Genomic DNA, 17,949 nt, shown 5'->3' with positions numbered 1-17,949 from the left:
CGCATCGGACGGGTCGGGCAATCCGGTTGCCTTCACATTTATTATCACATGTCATTTATGCTCCAACGGGCATATCTCATCCCGGCGCTGCCGTAAAGCGCTGCTTTTCCCAGGGTTAAGAAACCGGCCATGACGGGGCGGAGTTAATTATCCGCCAGTACGGCATTTTATCTTTTATTCATTTTATTCATCCCCCTGTGACATGATGACGCAGGTTTAAGGCTCCTATGAAAAAGATGCTCGCTGATATTACGCATTTGCGTAAAACCATCTCTCCCTGGAATGATACCGCACCCGTCAGGAAAGAATTATTCGGCGCCGAACGTTTGGAGCAGCATGCCGAGAGTCTGGCGGCGGCTCAGGAGGTCACTGACCGTCCCCCGAGGGTATCGTCGCTCCATGAGCGTCTGAATGACAATGCGGCGGTATTGCTGGCAGCCTATCGATCCAGCGCCATGGAGTTGGAAAAGGGCAATATCGTGGTGCCGGCCGCCGAGTGGCTGCTCGATAATTACCATTTGGTGGAAGCGCAAATACGTGAAATCCGCGAGGATTTACCCCCGAGCTTCTATCGCCTGCTGCCAAAGCTGTCCCAAGGACCTTTTGCCGGTTATCCCCGGGTATTCGGGCTTGCCTGGGCGTTTGTCGCCCATACCGACAGCCATTTCGATCCGGAGAATCTCAAGCGTTATATTAATGCCTACCAACGGGTTCAGCCCCTGACTATCGGCGAACTCTGGGCGGTGGCCATTACCCTGCGCATCGTGCTGATTGAAAATCTGCGGCGGCTGGCGGACCAAATCGACGAAGGACGCGTGGCCAGGCAGCGGGCGGAAAATCTGGCCAATCGCCTGTTGGCCAAAGGCGATGCGCTGGCGGCTATGGCCGCGGCGCACCTGGACAGTTATACCTCGCCGCTAAACGAACATTTCGCCGCGCAGCTGGCGAAAAGGTTACGTAATCAGGACCCCCGCACCACCCCGGCGCTGAGCTGGCTGGAAAAGCGCTTAACCCAGCAGGGCAGCTCCATAGAATCCATCGTGCAGAATGCCCAGCAGCGATTGGGGGCATCCAATGTCACGGTGCGCAACATTATTACCAGTATGCGCTTGATATCCGATATCGATTGGGCAACGCTGTTTGAAAGCGTCAGTCTGGTGGATGAACGGCTAGGACAGCACAGCGCCTTTGACGAGATGAATTTCACCACCCGGAATCTTTACCGCAGCGCCATCGAGCTGTTGGCGCGCGGGTCCGCTTACAGCGAACTGGAGATTGCCGGACGGGTCTTATCCCTGGCCCATGACGCCGCCGCCGATCAAGGCGATCCTGACGAAGCCGCCCGCGTGGGTGATCCGGGCTATCATCTCATCGCCGGCGGACGGCAGGCATTGGAACGGGATATCGGCTTCAAGGCGCCCTGGCGGCTGCGTATCAGCCGTTATGTCATCAAACCGGGCATTACCGGTTACGCTGGAACAATCATGCTGCTGGCTTTGCTGGCGGCGGTGGAAACAGCGACCCTTTTCCGTCAAGCCGCCGGTATCGGCTGGCTGATTGGCTTTATCATCCTGGCGCTGCCGATAGCCAGCGAAGCCTCCTGCGCCCTGGTAAACCGCCTGGTGAACTGGCGGCTCGGGGCCTCGCCCCTGGCGGGACTGGCCTTGAACGACGGCGTGCCGACCCGGCTTCGCACCATGGTGGTGGTGCCGGTACTGCTCGGCGATGAAAATGATATCAATGAACAGATTGAACGCCTGGAAGTGCATTTTCTGTCCAGCGGCGAGGGGGATTTAACCTTTGCCCTGCTCTCCGACAGTGTGGATGCCCCTCAGGAAAATATGCCCGAGGACCAGGCGTTGATTGCCTGCGCCCGCGAGGGGATTGATCGGCTGAATCAACGCCACGGCTTCGGCCCGGCCGGCGAGCGTTTTTTGCTGCTGCACCGCCGCCGTGTGTTTAATGAACGGGAAGGCTGCTGGATGGGATGGGAACGTAAACGGGGAAAATTGCATGAACTGAACCGTTTATTACGCGGCGCCCTCGACACCGGTTTTATTGACGGCAGCCGGGTGCCTGAAAACGTGCGTTATGTTATCACTTTGGATGCCGATACCCGTTTGCCGCGGGATACCGCGTTACAGCTGGTGGGTAAAATGGCCCATCCCCTTAACCGGCCAAAATTCGATAGCCAGGGTAAACGCATACTGGCCGGTTACGGCATCCTGCAACCTCGGGTAACGCCCTCATTACCGCTGGGCGCCGAGGGTTCCATTTATCAACGGGTATTCTCGGGCCCTGGCGGTCTGGATCCTTATGCCTCGGCGGTGTCGGACGTTTATCAGGATCTGTTCGGCGAGGGCTCCTACACCGGTAAAGGTATCTATGACGTGGATGCTTTTGAAGCGGCCCTGAAAGATCGCATTCCCGCCAATACCCTGCTCAGCCACGATCTGTTTGAAGGTATCTATGCACGGGCCGGGCTGGCCTCCGATGTGGAACTGGTTGAAGACTCGCCTGCGCGTTACGACGTGGTGTTGAAAAGACAGCATCGTTGGACCCGGGGCGACTGGCAATTATTACCCTGGATTATCAACGGCCATAATGGTTTAAGTCCGGTTCCTCCTGTGGGTCGCTGGAAAATGATCGATAACCTGCGGCGTTCGCTGGTGGCGCCTTTCTGCCTGCTGGCGCTGGGCTGGTGCTGGCTTCTGCCCGCGCCTCTGGCGCTGTCGGCAACCGGGTTTATTCTGGCGGCTATCGCCATTCCATCGCTGATACCTATCTTCTGCGATCTTTTGCCGAGCCGCCGTCGGATCCCCCTGGGTAAACATCTTGTCAATGTCGCAAGCGATCTGCGGTATGCGCTGCTGCGGATCCTGATGCAAGTGGTCTTTATGGCCGATCACGGCTGGCAGATGTGTGACGCCATCGTCAGGTCGATTTACCGAGTCTGTTTCAGCCGTCGCAAGCTGCTGGAATGGACCACCTCGGCACAAACCGGCGGCAGTCCGCGTCCGACGCTGATGAATTATTGCCGGCATATGTCGGCCGGTTTCCTGCTATCGCTTTGCATGGTGGCGGTGGTATTGGCTTTCGCACCCTGGAATTGGCCGCTGGCGGGAGTATTTATCCTATTATGGCTGTCGGCGCCGGTCATGGCGTACTGGGCCAGCCGGGCGCCGGTCATTAAGCCGAAAGCAAACCTGGATGCCGCGCAAACTCAGGAAATGCGGCTGATTGCCCGTCGCACCTGGCGTTTTTTTGAAACCTTTGTGACGCCGGCGGACAATATGCTGCCGCCGGACAATTTCCAGGAAGATCCGCGGCCGGTTATTGCCCACCGGACCTCCCCCACCAATATCGGCCTGTATCTGCTGTCGTCGGTGTCGGCCCGTGATTTCGGCTGGGCCGGAACCGGCGCGACGCTGGATCGGCTTGAGGCGACCATTGACTCCCTGCTCAAGCTGCAGCGTTATCGGGGACATTTTTTTAATTGGTACGAAACCCGCACGCTCGAGGCGTTGACGCCGGCCTATGTCTCCTCGGTGGACAGCGGCAATCTGGCCGGTCATCTCATCGCCCTGGCCAATGCCTGCGAAGAGTGGCTGAATCATACCCTTGCCCCGGCCTGGCGCGCCGGCACCCGGGATCACCTGCTGTTGATTCACCAGGCGCTGAGGGTTACCCCGGAGTTGGACAATCTGCCGCTGACGGTGGCCCTGGAAGAAATCAATCTGGAGCTGACGCTGGCCGAACCGGCGGAGACCCTGTTGCCCAAACTGCGGATACTGGCGGAAGAGGCGCACGGGCTGGTTATCGATATGCTGGCCCTGATGGAGGAGACCCCCGATTCCACCTTGTTGTTCTGGCTTGAGGCTCTCAAAAACAGCCTGGCCGCCCATGATGACGATCTGCAATTCGTCCTGGCGCAGACGGCAACCATTAATTTTCGGCTGCAATCCCTGGCGGATACCGCGCGGGCTTTGGCCCTGGAGATGGATTTTCGTTTCCTGGTGGATGACGAACGCAAACTGTTGTCCATTGGTTACTCCTTTACCGATAACCAGCTTGACAGCAGTTGTTATGATTTGTTGGCGTCCGAAGCCCGCCTGGCCAGCCTGTTTGCCATCGCCAAGGGGGATATCCCCACTAAACACTGGTTCCGGCTGAGCCGGGCCGCCATTCGGTCCGGTAAAGGCGCCGCGCTGATTTCCTGGTCGGGTTCCATGTTTGAATACCTGATGCCGTCACTGGTGATGCGCGCGGCGGCCGGCACGCTGCTGGAGCAAACCAACCGGGTGGTGGTGGCGCATCAGCAGGCCTACGGCCACTCACTGCATATTCCGTGGGGGATTTCAGAGTCGGCATACAATGCCCGCGATCTGGACTTTACCTATCAGTATTCCAATTTCGGCGTACCGGGTCTGGGGCTGCAGCGCGGATTGGCGCAAAACAGGGTTATCGCCCCGTATGCCACCGGCTTGGCATCCATGGTGGACGCCCATGGCGCGGTGGAAAACTATCGCCGGCTGGCGCAGATGGGCGCCAAGGGGACCTATGGTTTTTATGAGGCTCTGGATTTTACGGCCTCCAGACTGCCGGAGAAACAGAGGGTGGCGGTGGTGCGCAGCTATATGGCGCATCACCAGGGCATGGCGTTGGTGGCGCTGAATAACACCCTGCTGCAGGGCATCATGCGGGAGCGTTTCCATCGCGAGCCGATGATTCAATCCTGCGAGTTGCTGTTGCAGGAAAGAATGCCTCGTGAAGTGGCCCTGGCTAAACCCCATGCCGAGGAAGTGAAGCGGGCGGTGGACAAATCCGGCCTTGGTTTTATAAGCCAACGCCGCTTCTCCGCCATACCCGCCGGCGCGCCGGTGGTCCATATGGTATCCAACGGCCATTATGCGGTGATGCTCACCGTCGCCGGCGGCGGTTACAGCCGCTGGGGCGACATCTCCGTCACCCGCTGGCGGGAAGACGTCACCCGTGACGACGCCCGCTCGTTTATTCGCTTTCGCGACTTGCGCAGCGGGAAAATCTGGGCGGCCGGTTTGCAAACCCAAGGCATGACCGCCATGAGCGAGCGTAGGGTTCGCGCCTTGAAAGGCAAGTCCTTCAATCAGGTGATTTTCAGCGAAGACGACGCGACATTCATTCACCATGACCGCACGCTCACCACCACCCTGAATGTCCTGGTGTCCGGTGAGGATGACGGTGAGGTCAGGCGCGTCATGCTCACCAACAGCGGTCGCCGCGTGCGGGAAGTAGAACTGACCTCCTACGCGGAATTGGTGCTGGCCCCCGCCAATACTGATGCCGCCCATCCGGCGTTTGCCAAGATGTTCGTGCAGACCCGCTATCTGCCGGAATTTACCGCCCTTGTCGCTACCCGGCGTCCACGTACGCCGCAGGAGCCGCAGGTCTGGGCGGCTCATTTAGCCATTGTCGAGGGCGCAAGCATCGCCGACCCGCAATATGAAACCGATCGGGCGCGTTTTATCGGCAAGGGCATATCTCCCCTCCACAGCGAAGCGATCCAGGGACGGCAACCGTTATCCAATACCGTTGGCACGGTGCTTGATCCCATCTTCTCCCTGCGCCGCCAGGTACGCATCCCCGCAGGCAGTTCGGTACGGGTCACCTACTGGACCCTGGTGGCCGCCAGCGAAGCGGAGTTGATGGCTCTGATTGATAAACATCATGACCGCAGCGCCTATAAACGCGCGAAGACCCTGGCCTGGACCCAGGCGCAGGTGCAGCTGCGCCATTTGGGCATCCACGCCGAAGAAGCGGCGGATTTCCAACGCCTGGCCGCGCCGCTGCTGTATACCGACGCCCGTTTCCGTCCGCCTTCCAATAGCATTATCCTTGGGGCGGGAAAACAATCCGACCTATGGCCGCTGTCCATCTCAGGAGATTTGCCCATCGTCTTGCTGCGCATCGACGATATCCAGGATATCGCCCAGGTGAAGCAGCTATTGCGCGCCCAGGAATACTGGCACATGAAACTGTTGAGCGTTGATGTGGTAATCATCAACGAACACTCTTCCTCCTATTTGCAGGATTTACAGATAGCTATTGAAACCGCGGTGCGCAGCAGCCAGGCGCGTCCGCGCTATGCCGGCGAATCCTCGCGGGGCAGCGTTTATACTCTGCGGGCGGATTTGATGAGCCATGAAGCGCGGATGCTGTTGCAGTCCGTGGCCCGGGTCTCGTTGCTGGCCAGACGGGGTAATATCACTACCCAACTGGCGGAACTGGAACTGCCGCCGGTGTCGATGCTGCCGCAGCGAAGATTGCGTTTGCCCGCGCCGGCGCAGATCCCCTTGCCCGCGGACCTGGCGTTCTTCAACGGCACCGGGGGCTTTGCCCGCCAGGGACGGGAATATGTCACGGTCATGGATGCCGAGACCAGGCCCCCCGCACCTTGGATTAACGTTATCGCCAATCCGGAATTCGGTTTCCTGGTGTCGGCCCGCGGCAGCGGATACAGCTGGGCGCAAAACAGCCGTGAAAATCAGTTGACCCCCTGGCTGAACGATGCGGTGGCGGATAACGGCGGTGAAGCCATCTATATCCGCGATGAAGCCTCCGGCGAGCTATGGAGTCCCACCTTGCATCCCATTGACGATGGCGGCCGTTATCTGGCCCGCCATGGTTTCGGCTACTCCCGTTTTGAACATCACACTCAGCACACCGCCGTTGAGCTGCTGCAGTATGTGCCGCTGGAAGATTCGATTAAAATCTCCCGGCTCACCCTGCATAATCTCGGCGATCAGCCGCTGCGCTTATCCATCTCCGCCTATACGGAATGGGTATTGGGCACGTCACGCGGCGCGTCGGGGCCGTTCATTATTACCGAACGGGATGAAAGCACCGGCGCGGTGCTGGTGCGCAACTCATGGTCCACGGCCTTTCAGGGACGGATCGCATTCGCCGACCTCGACGGGCGCCAGGATGGGTTTACCGCCGATCGCTCCGAATTCCTCGGGCGCAACGGCAGCATGAACGCCCCGGCCGCCCTGGTGAACGGCAGCCGCCTCAGCGGAGCGTGCGGTGCCGGATTCGATCCTTGTACGGTGCTGCAAACCCATATTGAGCTGGGGGCGAATCAAAGCCAGGAAGTGGTGTGGTTTATTGGTCAAAGCGACTCGCCGGAAGGCGCGCGACGGCTGATTGAAACCTATCGCGCCGCCGATTTGAACGCGGTGCTAAACGAGGTCACGCAGCATTGGCAGCAGAGGCTGGGGGCGATACAGGTCACCACGCCGGATCCCGCCATGGACATTATGCTTAACGGCTGGCTGCTTTATCAAACCCAGGCCTGCCGAATCCAGGCCCGATCCGGCTTTTACCAGGCCAGCGGCGCCTATGGTTTCCGCGATCAGCTGCAGGACGGTATGGCGCTGACCTTTGCCCAACCCCAGTTGACCCGTGGTCATCTGCTACGGGCGGCGGGACGCCAGTTTCTGGACGGAGATGTACAGCATTGGTGGTTGCCGCATTCCGGCCAGGGCGTACGTACCCGGATATCCGATGATCGGGTCTGGTTGTCCTACGCCGTTGCCACCTATATCAACTGCAGTCGCGATGAAGGGGTATTAGACGAGGTGCTGTTCTATCTGGACGGACCGCATCTGGCGCCGGAAGAGCATGACGCCTTCTTCCAGCCGATGGCCGCCGCTGAAAGCGCAACCGTTTACCAGCACTGTGTGCAGGGCCTGGAGCAGACCCTGACGCTTTTTGGCGAGCATGGACTGCCGCTGATGGGAACCGGTGACTGGAATGACGGCATGAATCGAGTGGGCGAGGGGGGCAAAGGCGAAAGCGTCTGGCTCGGCTGGCTGTTGATCCGGACCCTGGCGCTATTTACTCCCTGGGTAGAAGCACGGGAACCGGAACGGGCCGCCCGCTGGCGTAGCCAGGGAGAAGCGCTGCGCGCCGCCATAGAACGGGAAGCCTGGGATGGGGAGTGGTATCGCCGCGCCACCTTCGATGACGGTACTTGGCTGGGCAGCAAGGAGAACGACGAGTGTCGGATAGATTCCATCGCGCAATCCTGGTCGGTATTGTCCGGTGCGGCGGATCCCCAACGGGCCGCCCAGGCCATGAGTTCGCTGGAAAAACTACTGATCCGGCGCGAGGATATGCTGGCGCTGTTGTTTACGCCGCCGTTCGATAAAACCGAACATGACCCGGGTTACATCAAAGGCTATCCGCCCGGATTGCGGGAAAACGGCGGGCAGTACACCCATGCCGCCATGTGGGCCATCCTGGCGTTTGTCGGTCTTAATCAGGGGGATAAAGCCCATGATTTATTCGCCTTGCTTAACCCCATCAATCATGCGCGTACGGCGGAGGACGTAGCGCGCTATAAGGTTGAACCCTATGTGATTGCCGCCGACGTTTATTCGGTGGCGCCCCATATCGGCCGAGGCGGCTGGACCTGGTATACCGGTTCGGCGGGCTGGATGTACCGCGCCGGCGTGGAAGGCATCCTGGGCATCCGGAGGGAGGGGGATATGCTGATTGTCGATCCCTGTATCCCGTCCAGTTGGCCGGGCTTCGACGCCGAAGTGAATGTCTTGGACACCCGGTTCAGCATCGAGGTCACCAACAGCGGGCTGCGTTCACGCGGCGTCACCGAAGCGTGGCTTGATAAAAAACCCCTTGCCTTGACCGAAAACCGGGTACATACCCTATTGGATGGCGGCAGCCACCTGCTGGTGCTGAAATTATGACCTTCGGCCTTACCGCAGGTTACAACTCATGGTAGCGATTTCTGAAACTCAGGGTAGACTAGGCGCACCATAAAAGATAAGGATGTCGGCGGGGGCCGGTTGCCGTCGCTTACCCCCGGCACCCGGGCGTAGTAGAAATCATTATATGAATTTATTGAAGTCGCTGGCCGCCGTCAGCTCAATGACACTGTTTTCGCGGGTGCTGGGTTTTGCCCGCGATGCGATCGTTGCCCGTATCTTCGGCGCCGGTATGGCGACAGATGCTTTTTTTGTCGCTTTCAAGCTGCCGAACCTGCTGCGCAGGATTTTTGCCGAAGGGGCCTTTTCCCAGGCTTTTGTACCCATCCTGGCGGAATATAAAAGCCAGCAGGGAGAGGAGGCCACCCGCACGTTTGTCGCCTATATCGCGGGTTTGCTGACGCTGGCGCTCGCGCTGGTGACCGTGGCCGGCATGCTGGCCGCGCCCTGGGTTATTATGGTTACCGCTCCCGGCTTCGTCGATTCGCCGGACAAATTTGTTCTGACGTCGTCGCTGCTGCGCATTACTTTCCCCTATATCATGCTTATCTCATTGGCTTCATTGGTGGGGGCGATCTTGAACACCTGGAACCGCTTCTCGGTGCCGGCTTTCGCGCCCACGCTGCTCAATATCAGCATGATCCTGTTTGCCCTGTTTGCCGCCCCCCATTTCCACCCGCCCGTACTGGCGCTGGCCTGGGCAGTGGTGGCGGGGGGAATATTGCAGTTGGTTTATCAACTGCCCCACCTGAAGAGAATCGGCATGCTGGTGATGCCGCGCCTGCAATTCAAGGATGCCGGCGTCTGGCGGGTACTGCGGCAGATGGGACCGGCGATTCTGGGGGTTTCCGTCAGCCAGATTTCGCTGATTATCAATACTATTTTCGCCTCGTTTCTGGTGTCCGGCTCAGTTTCCTGGATGTATTATGCCGATAGATTGATGGAGTTTCCCTCCGGGGTGCTGGGTGTGGCCCTGGGGACGATTTTATTGCCGTCCCTGGCGAAAAGTTTTTCCAGCGGCAATCACGATGAATATTCTCGCCTGATGGATTGGGGGTTGCGGCTCTGTTTTGTCCTGGCGTTGCCCAGCGCCGTCGCCCTCGGTATCCTGGCAAAATCCCTCACCGTCGCGTTGTTCCAGTACGGGCGCTTTACCGCTTTCGATGCCGCCATGACCCAACGGGCGCTGATGGCCTATTCGGTGGGACTTATCGGGCTGATTATGGTCAAGGTGCTGGCACCGGGTTTTTACTCGCGGCAGGACATCAAGACCCCGGTAAAGGTGGCGATATTTACCTTGATTATGACGCAGGTGATGAACCTGGCGTTTATCGGCCCGCTGAAACACGCCGGATTATCCCTTTCCATCGGATTGGCCGCCTGTCTGAACGCCGGATTGCTGTATTGGCAACTGCGTAAAAAAAACATGTTTCAGCCACAGCCTGGCTGGTTATCGTTTCTGGTCCGTATGGTCATAGCGGTACTGGTTATGGCGGCGGTGCTGCTGGGCATGCTTTGGGTGATGCCCGATTGGGCGCAGGGCAATATGCTGGACAGGTTGCTAAGATTGGCGCTGGTGGTGGCGGTGGGGGCGGCGGCCTATTTTGCGGCCTTGGCCGCGATGGGGTTCCGGGTTCGCGATTTCGCCCGCTCCGTCAACTGACGGTATCGGGTATTTTCACGCACAGGTGATCGCGGGCCTGCCGTGCCATGTGGCGCTCTGTCGGGCGGAAAAACCACGCCCGATTCGACCACATTGGCGCGGTCTCCCTCCGTCAACTGACGGTACCGCTTGTGGCAAAAAACTTCCGGTATTGCGCCGGTGTGGTGTTCAGTTGCCGCACGAAGGCGCGCCGCAGGATATCGGTGCTGGAAAAACCGCACGCGGCGGCTATTTGCTTGAGAGGCAATTCGCCGGTTTCCAGCAAGCGACGGGCGTGGTCGACCCGGGTCTGCTCCAGCCACTCTCCCGGCGTCTGCCCGATTTGCTGCTGATACAGCCGGTTGAAATGGCGCGGACTCAGGCTCATTCTCGCCGCCATGGTCTGCACATTGTGGCTTTCGCTCAGGTGGGCCTGTACGTAGCGTTGTAAATCCTGCAATGCCGAACGCCCGGTTAATGAGGCATGCCCCTTACGGCTGAATTGCGATTGCCCGCCGGGTCGCTTGAAATACATCACCAACTGCGCGGCCACCGCCAGGGCGGTCTCCCGGCCTACATCCTCTTCCACCATGCTTAACGCCAAATCCAGGCCGGAGGTCACTCCCGCCGCGCTGCGTACCGGCCCATCCGACAGACTGATGGCATCCGCATCCACCGTCACTTCAGGGTAGGTGTCGGCCAGATAACCGGCTACCGCCCAGTGGGTAGCCACATGGCGTCCGTTAAGCAGACCGGCCGCCGCCAGCATTAATGCCCCGCTGCAAACCGACCCGAACCGGCGGCTGTTCAGCGCCCAACGGCGCAGCCCCATCAGCAACGCCGCGTCGGCGATAAAGGACCGGATACCCGGCGCGCCGGCCACCAGGAAACTATCCACCGGTTCGGTCATCTCGTCATCCAATGCCAGGTCCGACATGAGTTTCACCCCGGAAGAGGATTGGATTAATCCCCGCTCCCAGCCCATTACCCGCAGGCCATAAACCTGCCGGCCCAGTTGTTCATTCGCCTCGGCGAACACATCCAATGGTCCGGAAACATCCAGCAACTGCACCCCCGGCAAAGCCAGGATAATCATATTTTTGATCATTCGTCTGTTTCCATGTCTTCAGCAGTAGGAATGTCCTCAATCGTATCTTTAATACGATTGAGGACATTTATTTTGCGCTTTATGATGGATGTTATCAATCCACTAGAGGAATTAATCATGGCTTTCACCATTAATGGCATACGCATCCCCGATAGCCGGCTGGCTCGCGCCGCCACTGAGCTGGTACGAGATACCGAGTCACCGCTTTTATTTCATCATTCCAGCCGGGTCTATTATTTTGCCGCGCTGGCCGGCCGTCAGCGCCAACTGGCGTTTGATCCGGAACTACTGTATGTCGGCTGCATGTTTCATGATATGGGCTTGACCCATGAGCACTGCAGCTGCGATAAGCGGTTTGAGGTGGACGGCGCCGATACCGCGCGGGACTTTTTGCAAAGCCAGGGCATCGGCCAGTCGGATATCGATAAGGTCTGGACGGCCATTGCCCTGCATACTACGCCCGGTATCCCTGAATTCATGGATCCGGTGATCGCGCTGGTGACCGCCGGCGTAGAGATGGACGTGTTGGGTATAAACTACGAGGGGTATGAGGACGACGTCCGGCGCCAGATCGTGACCGAACATCCCCGCAGCCTGGATTTCAAGGAAGAGATTATCCAGGCGTTTTATGACGGCATCAAACATAAACCCCAAACCACCTTCGGCAATGTCAAAGCCGACGTGATTGCCGACAAAGAGCCAGGCTTCGTCAAGGGCAATTTCTGCTCGGTAATCCGCGCTTCCCATTGGCGGGGCTAGGCCGCGATCACCGGACGTGCAACGAGCCTGCCAAAGCGAGCGCGTGTTAAAGGGAGAGCGCGCCAGTGAGGCCGAAGCGGGCATGGTTTTTCTGCCCGCCGGAGTAGCCTCTTAGCACGCTAGGCCCGCCAACATCAAACCTTGAACCGGGCTTGCCAAAGTGGGCGGGTGCTAAAGCGAGCGCGTGTTAAAGGGAGAGCGCGCCAGTGAGGCCGAAGCGGGCATGGTTTTTCTGCCCGCCGGAGCGCCTCTTGGCACGCTAGGCCTGCCAACACCAACCCTTGAACCGGGCTTGCCAAAGTGGGCGAATGCTAAAGCGAGCGCGTGTTAAAGGGAGAGCGCGCCAGTGAGGTCGAAGCGGGCATGGTTTTTCTGCCCGCCGGAGCGCCTCTTGGCACGCTAGGCCCGCTTACACCGAGCATGCAACAAACGTGTTAAAGGTGACTGTGCTCGTAATGAAAGCAGCCTTGGCCCGCTGCCCCCGGGCCCCAACACCTTACATCCGTTCCACCGTTTGTATACCCAACAAATCCAAGCCCTGCTTCAAGGTGCGGGCCGTCAGCCGTGCCAGCTTCAGACGGCTTTGCAGGATATCGCTACCGTCGGCGGTAAGGATCGGGCAACGTTCGTAAAACACCGAAAACAACCCCGCCAAATCATATAAATAAGAACACATAACGTGTGGTGTACCGTCGCGGGCCACCGTGGTCACGGCTTCTTCAAACTGCAGCAAACGCGTAGCCAGCAGCGCCTCATGATCGTCATTCAGCACCACCGGCAGGGTTAAATCCCCTTCGTCCAGACCGCTGCGTTTAAACACCGAGGCCACGCGGGTATAGGCATACTGCATATAGGGCGCGGTATTGCCTTCGAAGGCCAGCATATAATCCCAGTCAAATACATAATCGGTGGTGCGGTTTTTGGAGAGATCGGCATATTTCACCGCGCCGATCCCCACCACCTGCGCCAGTGTTTCCAATTCTTCCGCCGGCATATCCGGATTTTTGCCGGCTATCAGGCGACGGGCGCGTTCCAGCGCCTCATCCAGCAAATCCGCCAGCTTGATGGTGCCGCCGGCGCGGGTCTTGAAGGGCTTGCCGTCCTTGCCAAGCATCATGCCGAACATATGATGTTCCAGCGGAACGGATTCCGGTACATAACCCGCCTTGCGCACGATAGCCCAGGCTTGCATCAAATGCTGATGCTGCCGCGAATCGATATAATAAAGCACACGGTCGGCTTTCAGCGTCTCGTAACGGTATTTGGCGCAGGCGATATCGGTAGTGGTGTAAAGGTAGGCGCCGTCTTTTTTCTGGATAATCACCCCCATCGGCTCGCCTTCCTTGGTCCTGAACTCCTCAAGATAGACCACGGTGGCGCCGTCGCTTTCCACCGCCAGTCCCTTGGCCTTCAGGTCGGCCACAATGCCCGGCAGCATGTCGTTATACAGGCTTTCACCCATCACATCCTTGCGGCTCAGGGTGACGTTCAGGCGATCGTAAATCCGCTGGTTTTGCGCCATGGTGATATCCACCAGCTTACGCCACATCCGGCGGCAATAGTCGTCGCCGCCCTGGAGTTTCACCACATAGCCGCGGGCGCGTTCGGCGAACTCGGCATCTTCATCGTAGGTTTTCTTGGCGGCCCGGTAAAACTCCTCCAGGCTGGACAACTGCATATCCGGCTCACCGTTGGATTGAATTTTTTCCAGGTAGGCAATCAGCATGCCGAACTGCGTGCCCCAATCCCCCACGTGATTGGCGCGGATAACGTTATGGCCGAGAAACTCCAGGGTACGCACCGACGCGTCACCGATAATGGTGGAGCGCAGATGGCCCACGTGCATCTCTTTTGCCACGTTTGGCGCGGAATAATCCACCACCAGGGTCTGGGGCGCCACCGGCGCGATATTCAGGCGCGGAGAGGCCAGGGCGGCTTCAACCTGGGCCGCCAGCCAGCGTCGGTTCAGGAAAATATTGATAAAACCCGGCCCGGCGATATCGATTTTATCCGCTATACCTTCAAGCTCCAGTAACGCAACCACTTTTTCAGCCAGCTGTCGCGGCGGCATACCGAGTTTTTTTGCCACGGTCATCACGCCGTTGGCCTGATAATCGCCAAACTGTACTTTTGCGGATTGACGTACCTGCGCTTCGCTTGCCGTAGGCGCACCGGCGGCCAATAATGCCTGACTGACTTTTTCTGAGAGGAGAGCCTGAATATTCACCGTATTACCTTTATTACCCATGCCGTGAATGTCACATCCCGGCCGTTTGATATAACGCTCCCGTACCGATCCAAGACTGGACGCCTCGGCGCGAGCCGTTAAGTAAAAAGAAACACCGCTTATACCATAAATGGTGGCCCGCGTCAGTATGGCCGGCTATGCTTAGCGGAAAGCAGCAGCGGGAAGGCCGGTCATGCCGAGGGGGGCGAACAGGTGAAGGTAAGGACGACAGGCTTCGGGGAATAACGTCATAATCAAGCAGAAGACAAATAATTAACGACGGCGATTTTTGCGCGAAACACCCAACTGATTACGATTTCTAGTACGAAGATGCAATATAATAGAAAATACAGCAATTACAACAAGCACTATGCACAATATTAGTAACATCATAACTATATTCTCATATCACTATTGATCTAGAAATTAACTTATTTCCGTTTTTAATACAATCCCTCGTGTGGGCTTTAAGAATATACTGAGCACTAAAAGACCCTTTTGGCCGAAAGGCCGCATCTGGCGGGCGTTTAAGCACAATCAGTCAAAGGGTGGCTAGAATCGGTTAAGGATAAATATTCTTAATCTAATCTTAATAATTAGTACATTAACCTTATTTAATTTAATTATAACATTTGTAATAATTAATTTTGAATGTAATTTTTTGAGCTTTAACATATATGACGCCGGAATCAAAAGTGAAAAAACCGAATTGGCAGGAAATATCACAATTAACGGATTTATCCGAAGATTTAATACGTTTCAGTTCCTTACTGGCGGCGTTGGTTCACCGCCTTGATATGGATCTCACCGGTTACTACATCGACCATATCGCCCTGCGTTGCCATCAAGACGTTACCGCCCAACGATGGTTTAATGGCTGGCAACAATGCGGGCATTGCTTAAAGCAGAGTGTTGTCAACGGCAGAAACATTGCGCTTTTCACTCTTCCGGCACCCATTGAATTCAGCGGATTGACCATTGACTGTATCGAGCTGCCCTGGCCGGGTCAGCGCCGCTACCCCCATGAAGGCTGGGAGCATATCGAGATAGTCCTGCCGGGACCGGCGCCTTCACTGGCGCAACGTGCGCTGGCATTGTTGAGCGATGGGGCGCTGGCCTCGCCTGACATCAGGATCAAGCACAGCGCGCCGCAAGGGGAAAATGAATCTTTGCCCAACCCGACGCTGGCGGTAACGGATGGCCATGTGACCATCAAGTTTCACCCCCATAGCCTGCGTGATATTGCGGGCGGGCAGAGACATTGATTGAATACCACCATGCCAGGGATTGACTCTCTCTCCCCGGCGGGTCCTGTCCGGCGGCGCGGTGGCCGCCAACCTGTAAGCACGGTTTGGGCACTTAAGGTTCAGACCGCGTTGATGGCCTTGGTCATTCGCTTAACGCCCTCTTCAAGCAGCGCCCGCGGGCAACCGAAATTGAGCCTGATAAATCGCGGATCGCCGAAGTCGGCACCGGAAGAAAGACCGACGCCCGCCTGTTCAAAAAAACGCTGAGGGTTTTCCACCGCCAGTCCCGTCGCATCAATCCACGCCAGATAAGTGCCTTCGGGAGATACCATATGCAAACCCGGCAATGTATTGATGCGCGCCGTCAGCCAGTCCCGATTGGCGCGCAGGTAGGATAATTGCTCGTCCAGCCATGCCTGCCCGTCGCGCCAGGCCGCCGTGGCGGCGACAAAAGCCAATACATCCACACTCGGCACAATGCCGCTGCGTTGCGCGATGAAACGCATCCGCAACCGGGGATTGGGGATAACCGCCAGTGACGCGCCAAGCCCGGCGATATTAAAGGTCTTTGACGGGGACATCAGGGTCACGGAGCGCTGTTCCGCGTCACTGTCCAGCGAGGCGAACGGAATATGCGCCACCCCGGGTTCAAGCAGCAGATCGCAATGAATTTCGTCGGAACACACGAGTAAATCGTGGCGCTGGGCAAAGGCCAGATGCTGCCGGAGTTCGTCTCGGCGATAAACCGTGCCGCCGGGATTATGGGGATTACATAACATCAGCAGCTTTTCAGTACCGGTCAGGCCGGGTTCAACCGCCGTCAAATCCACCTGCCAGCGCCCGTGCCCCAATACCATGGGGGCGAAACTTTGCGGCCGGCCCGCGCTCCGCGCGGCAGCGCGAAACGGCGGATAAATGGGGGAGGGGATGATGATGCCTTCCTCCGGTCCGGTCAACGCGCGGACCGTCACATTAATGCCGCTCACCAATCCGGGTAAAAATACCAGCCATTCCGGCTTTACCTTCCATTGATAACGCTCGTCCATGCGGGCGATGAACAGTTCGGTTAATTCCGGGGGAGGAAAACCGTAACCAAAGACGCCATGGGCGATACGGGCCTGTAACGCCTCGATAATACAGGGCGGTGAGCGAAAATCGGTATCGGCAACCCAGAGAGGAATGACATTCTGTTCATAATACTTTTGCCACTTAAAACTGTCGCTGTGACGTCGGTCGATACTTTCGTCAAAGTTGAATGCCATAGTAATTTCCTTGAGCGGTAAATAAGAATCTATCGCAACAGATGGATGGTCACGTTTTCATATGCCTGTAAATCCGGCGTGTCAAGAAGGAGTATACAATGCCTAAACTGGAAGTCTGCTGCTATAGCGTCGAGTGTGCGTTGACGGCGCAGCAAGCGGGCGCGGATCGTATCGAGCTGTGTTCGGCGCCCAAAGAAGGCGGATTGACACCAGGCTACGGAACGTTAAAGCTGGCTCGCGAGAGGGTAACGATCCCCGTGCATCCCATTGTCCGGCCACGTGCCGGCGATTTTTGCTACAGCGACATTGAGTTCGAAATCATGCTCAATGAGCTGGCATTTATACGCGACATGGGTTTTCCCGGCGTCGTAGTGGGGGTACTGGACGCGGAGGGACATATCGATTTGGCCCGTATGCGGCTTATCATGCAGCAATGCTCAGGAATGGCGGTGACCTTCCATCGCGCCTTCGACATGTGCTTCAATCCTCATCAGGCTTTAATCCAGTTAACCGATTTGGGGGTAGCACGCATCCTCACTTCCGGCCAGCAGCAGAGCGCCGAAGCAGGTTTAGCATTATTAAGGGAACTGACGGGGCGAAGTCGTGGTCCAATCATTATGGCCGGTGCGGGCGTACGATTAACCAATTTGCATAAGTTCCAGCAAAGCGGCATACGTGAATTGCACAGTTCGGCAAGGCAAGTTATTCCATCCGGTATGCGTTACCGGAAAGCGGGGGTCAGCATGAGCGTTGACTACGAAGCGGATGAATTCAGCCACTACTGCGTCGACGGCGACATGGTGGCGGCGATGAAACATGCGCTGACGTTATCCACGCTTTCTCCGCGTTTGGCCTGAAGACAGTTTTTGCCGCGCACACGAACTAACCCACGTGATGCTTGCAAGTACCAAGCCCCAACATTTTTCTTGGGGCTTTTTT

The 17,949-nt window shown here is 57.5% G+C and carries 8 protein-coding genes; 5 read left to right on the top strand and 3 right to left on the bottom strand.

What is annotated here, in order from left to right; translation table 11 throughout:
- Positions 1–227 precede the first annotated feature (227 nt).
- Positions 228–8,747: a glucoamylase family protein gene (locus HB631_RS09765; RefSeq protein ID WP_213990966.1), complete on the top strand. Its 8,520-nt coding sequence runs from the start codon at positions 228–230 to the stop codon at positions 8,745–8,747.
- A 145-nt stretch (positions 8,748–8,892) separates the two neighbouring features.
- Positions 8,893–10,428 carry a murein biosynthesis integral membrane protein MurJ gene (gene murJ / locus HB631_RS09760; protein ID WP_213990965.1) on the top strand — a complete coding sequence of 512 codons (1,536 nt, stop codon included), beginning with the start codon at positions 8,893–8,895 and terminating at the stop codon, positions 10,426–10,428.
- Between the two features lie 112 nt (positions 10,429–10,540).
- Here murJ and HB631_RS09755 read toward each other — a convergent pair whose 3' ends face one another.
- Entirely contained in the window at positions 10,541–11,515 is a 975-nt protein-coding gene (locus HB631_RS09755; RefSeq protein ID WP_213990964.1) for a helix-turn-helix domain-containing protein, read from the bottom strand.
- A 117-nt stretch (positions 11,516–11,632) separates the two neighbouring features.
- Here HB631_RS09755 and HB631_RS09750 point away from each other — a divergent pair, with 117 nt between their 5' ends.
- Positions 11,633–12,274, top strand: a complete 642-nt coding sequence (locus tag HB631_RS09750) for an HD domain-containing protein (RefSeq protein WP_213990963.1) — start codon at positions 11,633–11,635, stop codon at positions 12,272–12,274.
- A gap of 496 nt (positions 12,275–12,770) precedes the next feature.
- Here the strand turns inward: HB631_RS09750 and argS are convergent, their stop codons facing one another.
- A complete protein-coding gene (argS, locus tag HB631_RS09745) occupies positions 12,771–14,501 on the bottom strand; it encodes an arginine--tRNA ligase (protein ID WP_213991204.1) in 1,731 nt (576 codons plus the stop codon).
- A 695-nt stretch (positions 14,502–15,196) separates the two neighbouring features.
- Here argS and HB631_RS09740 point away from each other — a divergent pair.
- Positions 15,197–15,766 carry a VOC family protein gene (locus HB631_RS09740; protein WP_345945700.1) on the top strand — a complete coding sequence of 190 codons (570 nt, stop codon included), beginning with the start codon at positions 15,197–15,199 and terminating at the stop codon, positions 15,764–15,766.
- 101 nt (positions 15,767–15,867) lie between these two features.
- Here the strand turns inward: HB631_RS09740 and HB631_RS09735 are convergent, their stop codons facing one another.
- A complete protein-coding gene (locus HB631_RS09735; protein WP_213990961.1) occupies positions 15,868–17,010 on the bottom strand; it encodes a PatB family C-S lyase in 1,143 nt (380 codons plus the stop codon).
- A 98-nt stretch (positions 17,011–17,108) separates the two neighbouring features.
- Between HB631_RS09735 and cutC the strand changes: the two genes are divergently transcribed.
- Positions 17,109–17,867 carry a copper homeostasis protein CutC gene (gene cutC, locus HB631_RS09730; protein WP_132921268.1) on the top strand — a complete coding sequence of 253 codons (759 nt, stop codon included), beginning with the start codon at positions 17,109–17,111 and terminating at the stop codon, positions 17,865–17,867.
- Positions 17,868–17,949 lie beyond the last annotated feature (82 nt).

Origin of the sequence: Sodalis sp. dw_96 (assembly GCF_018449575.1) — a bacterium.
GTDB lineage: Bacteria > Pseudomonadota > Gammaproteobacteria > Enterobacterales > Enterobacteriaceae > Acerihabitans.
Note: the sequence above shows the minus strand (reverse complement) of the source record. Positions and strands in the feature narration are given on the sequence as shown.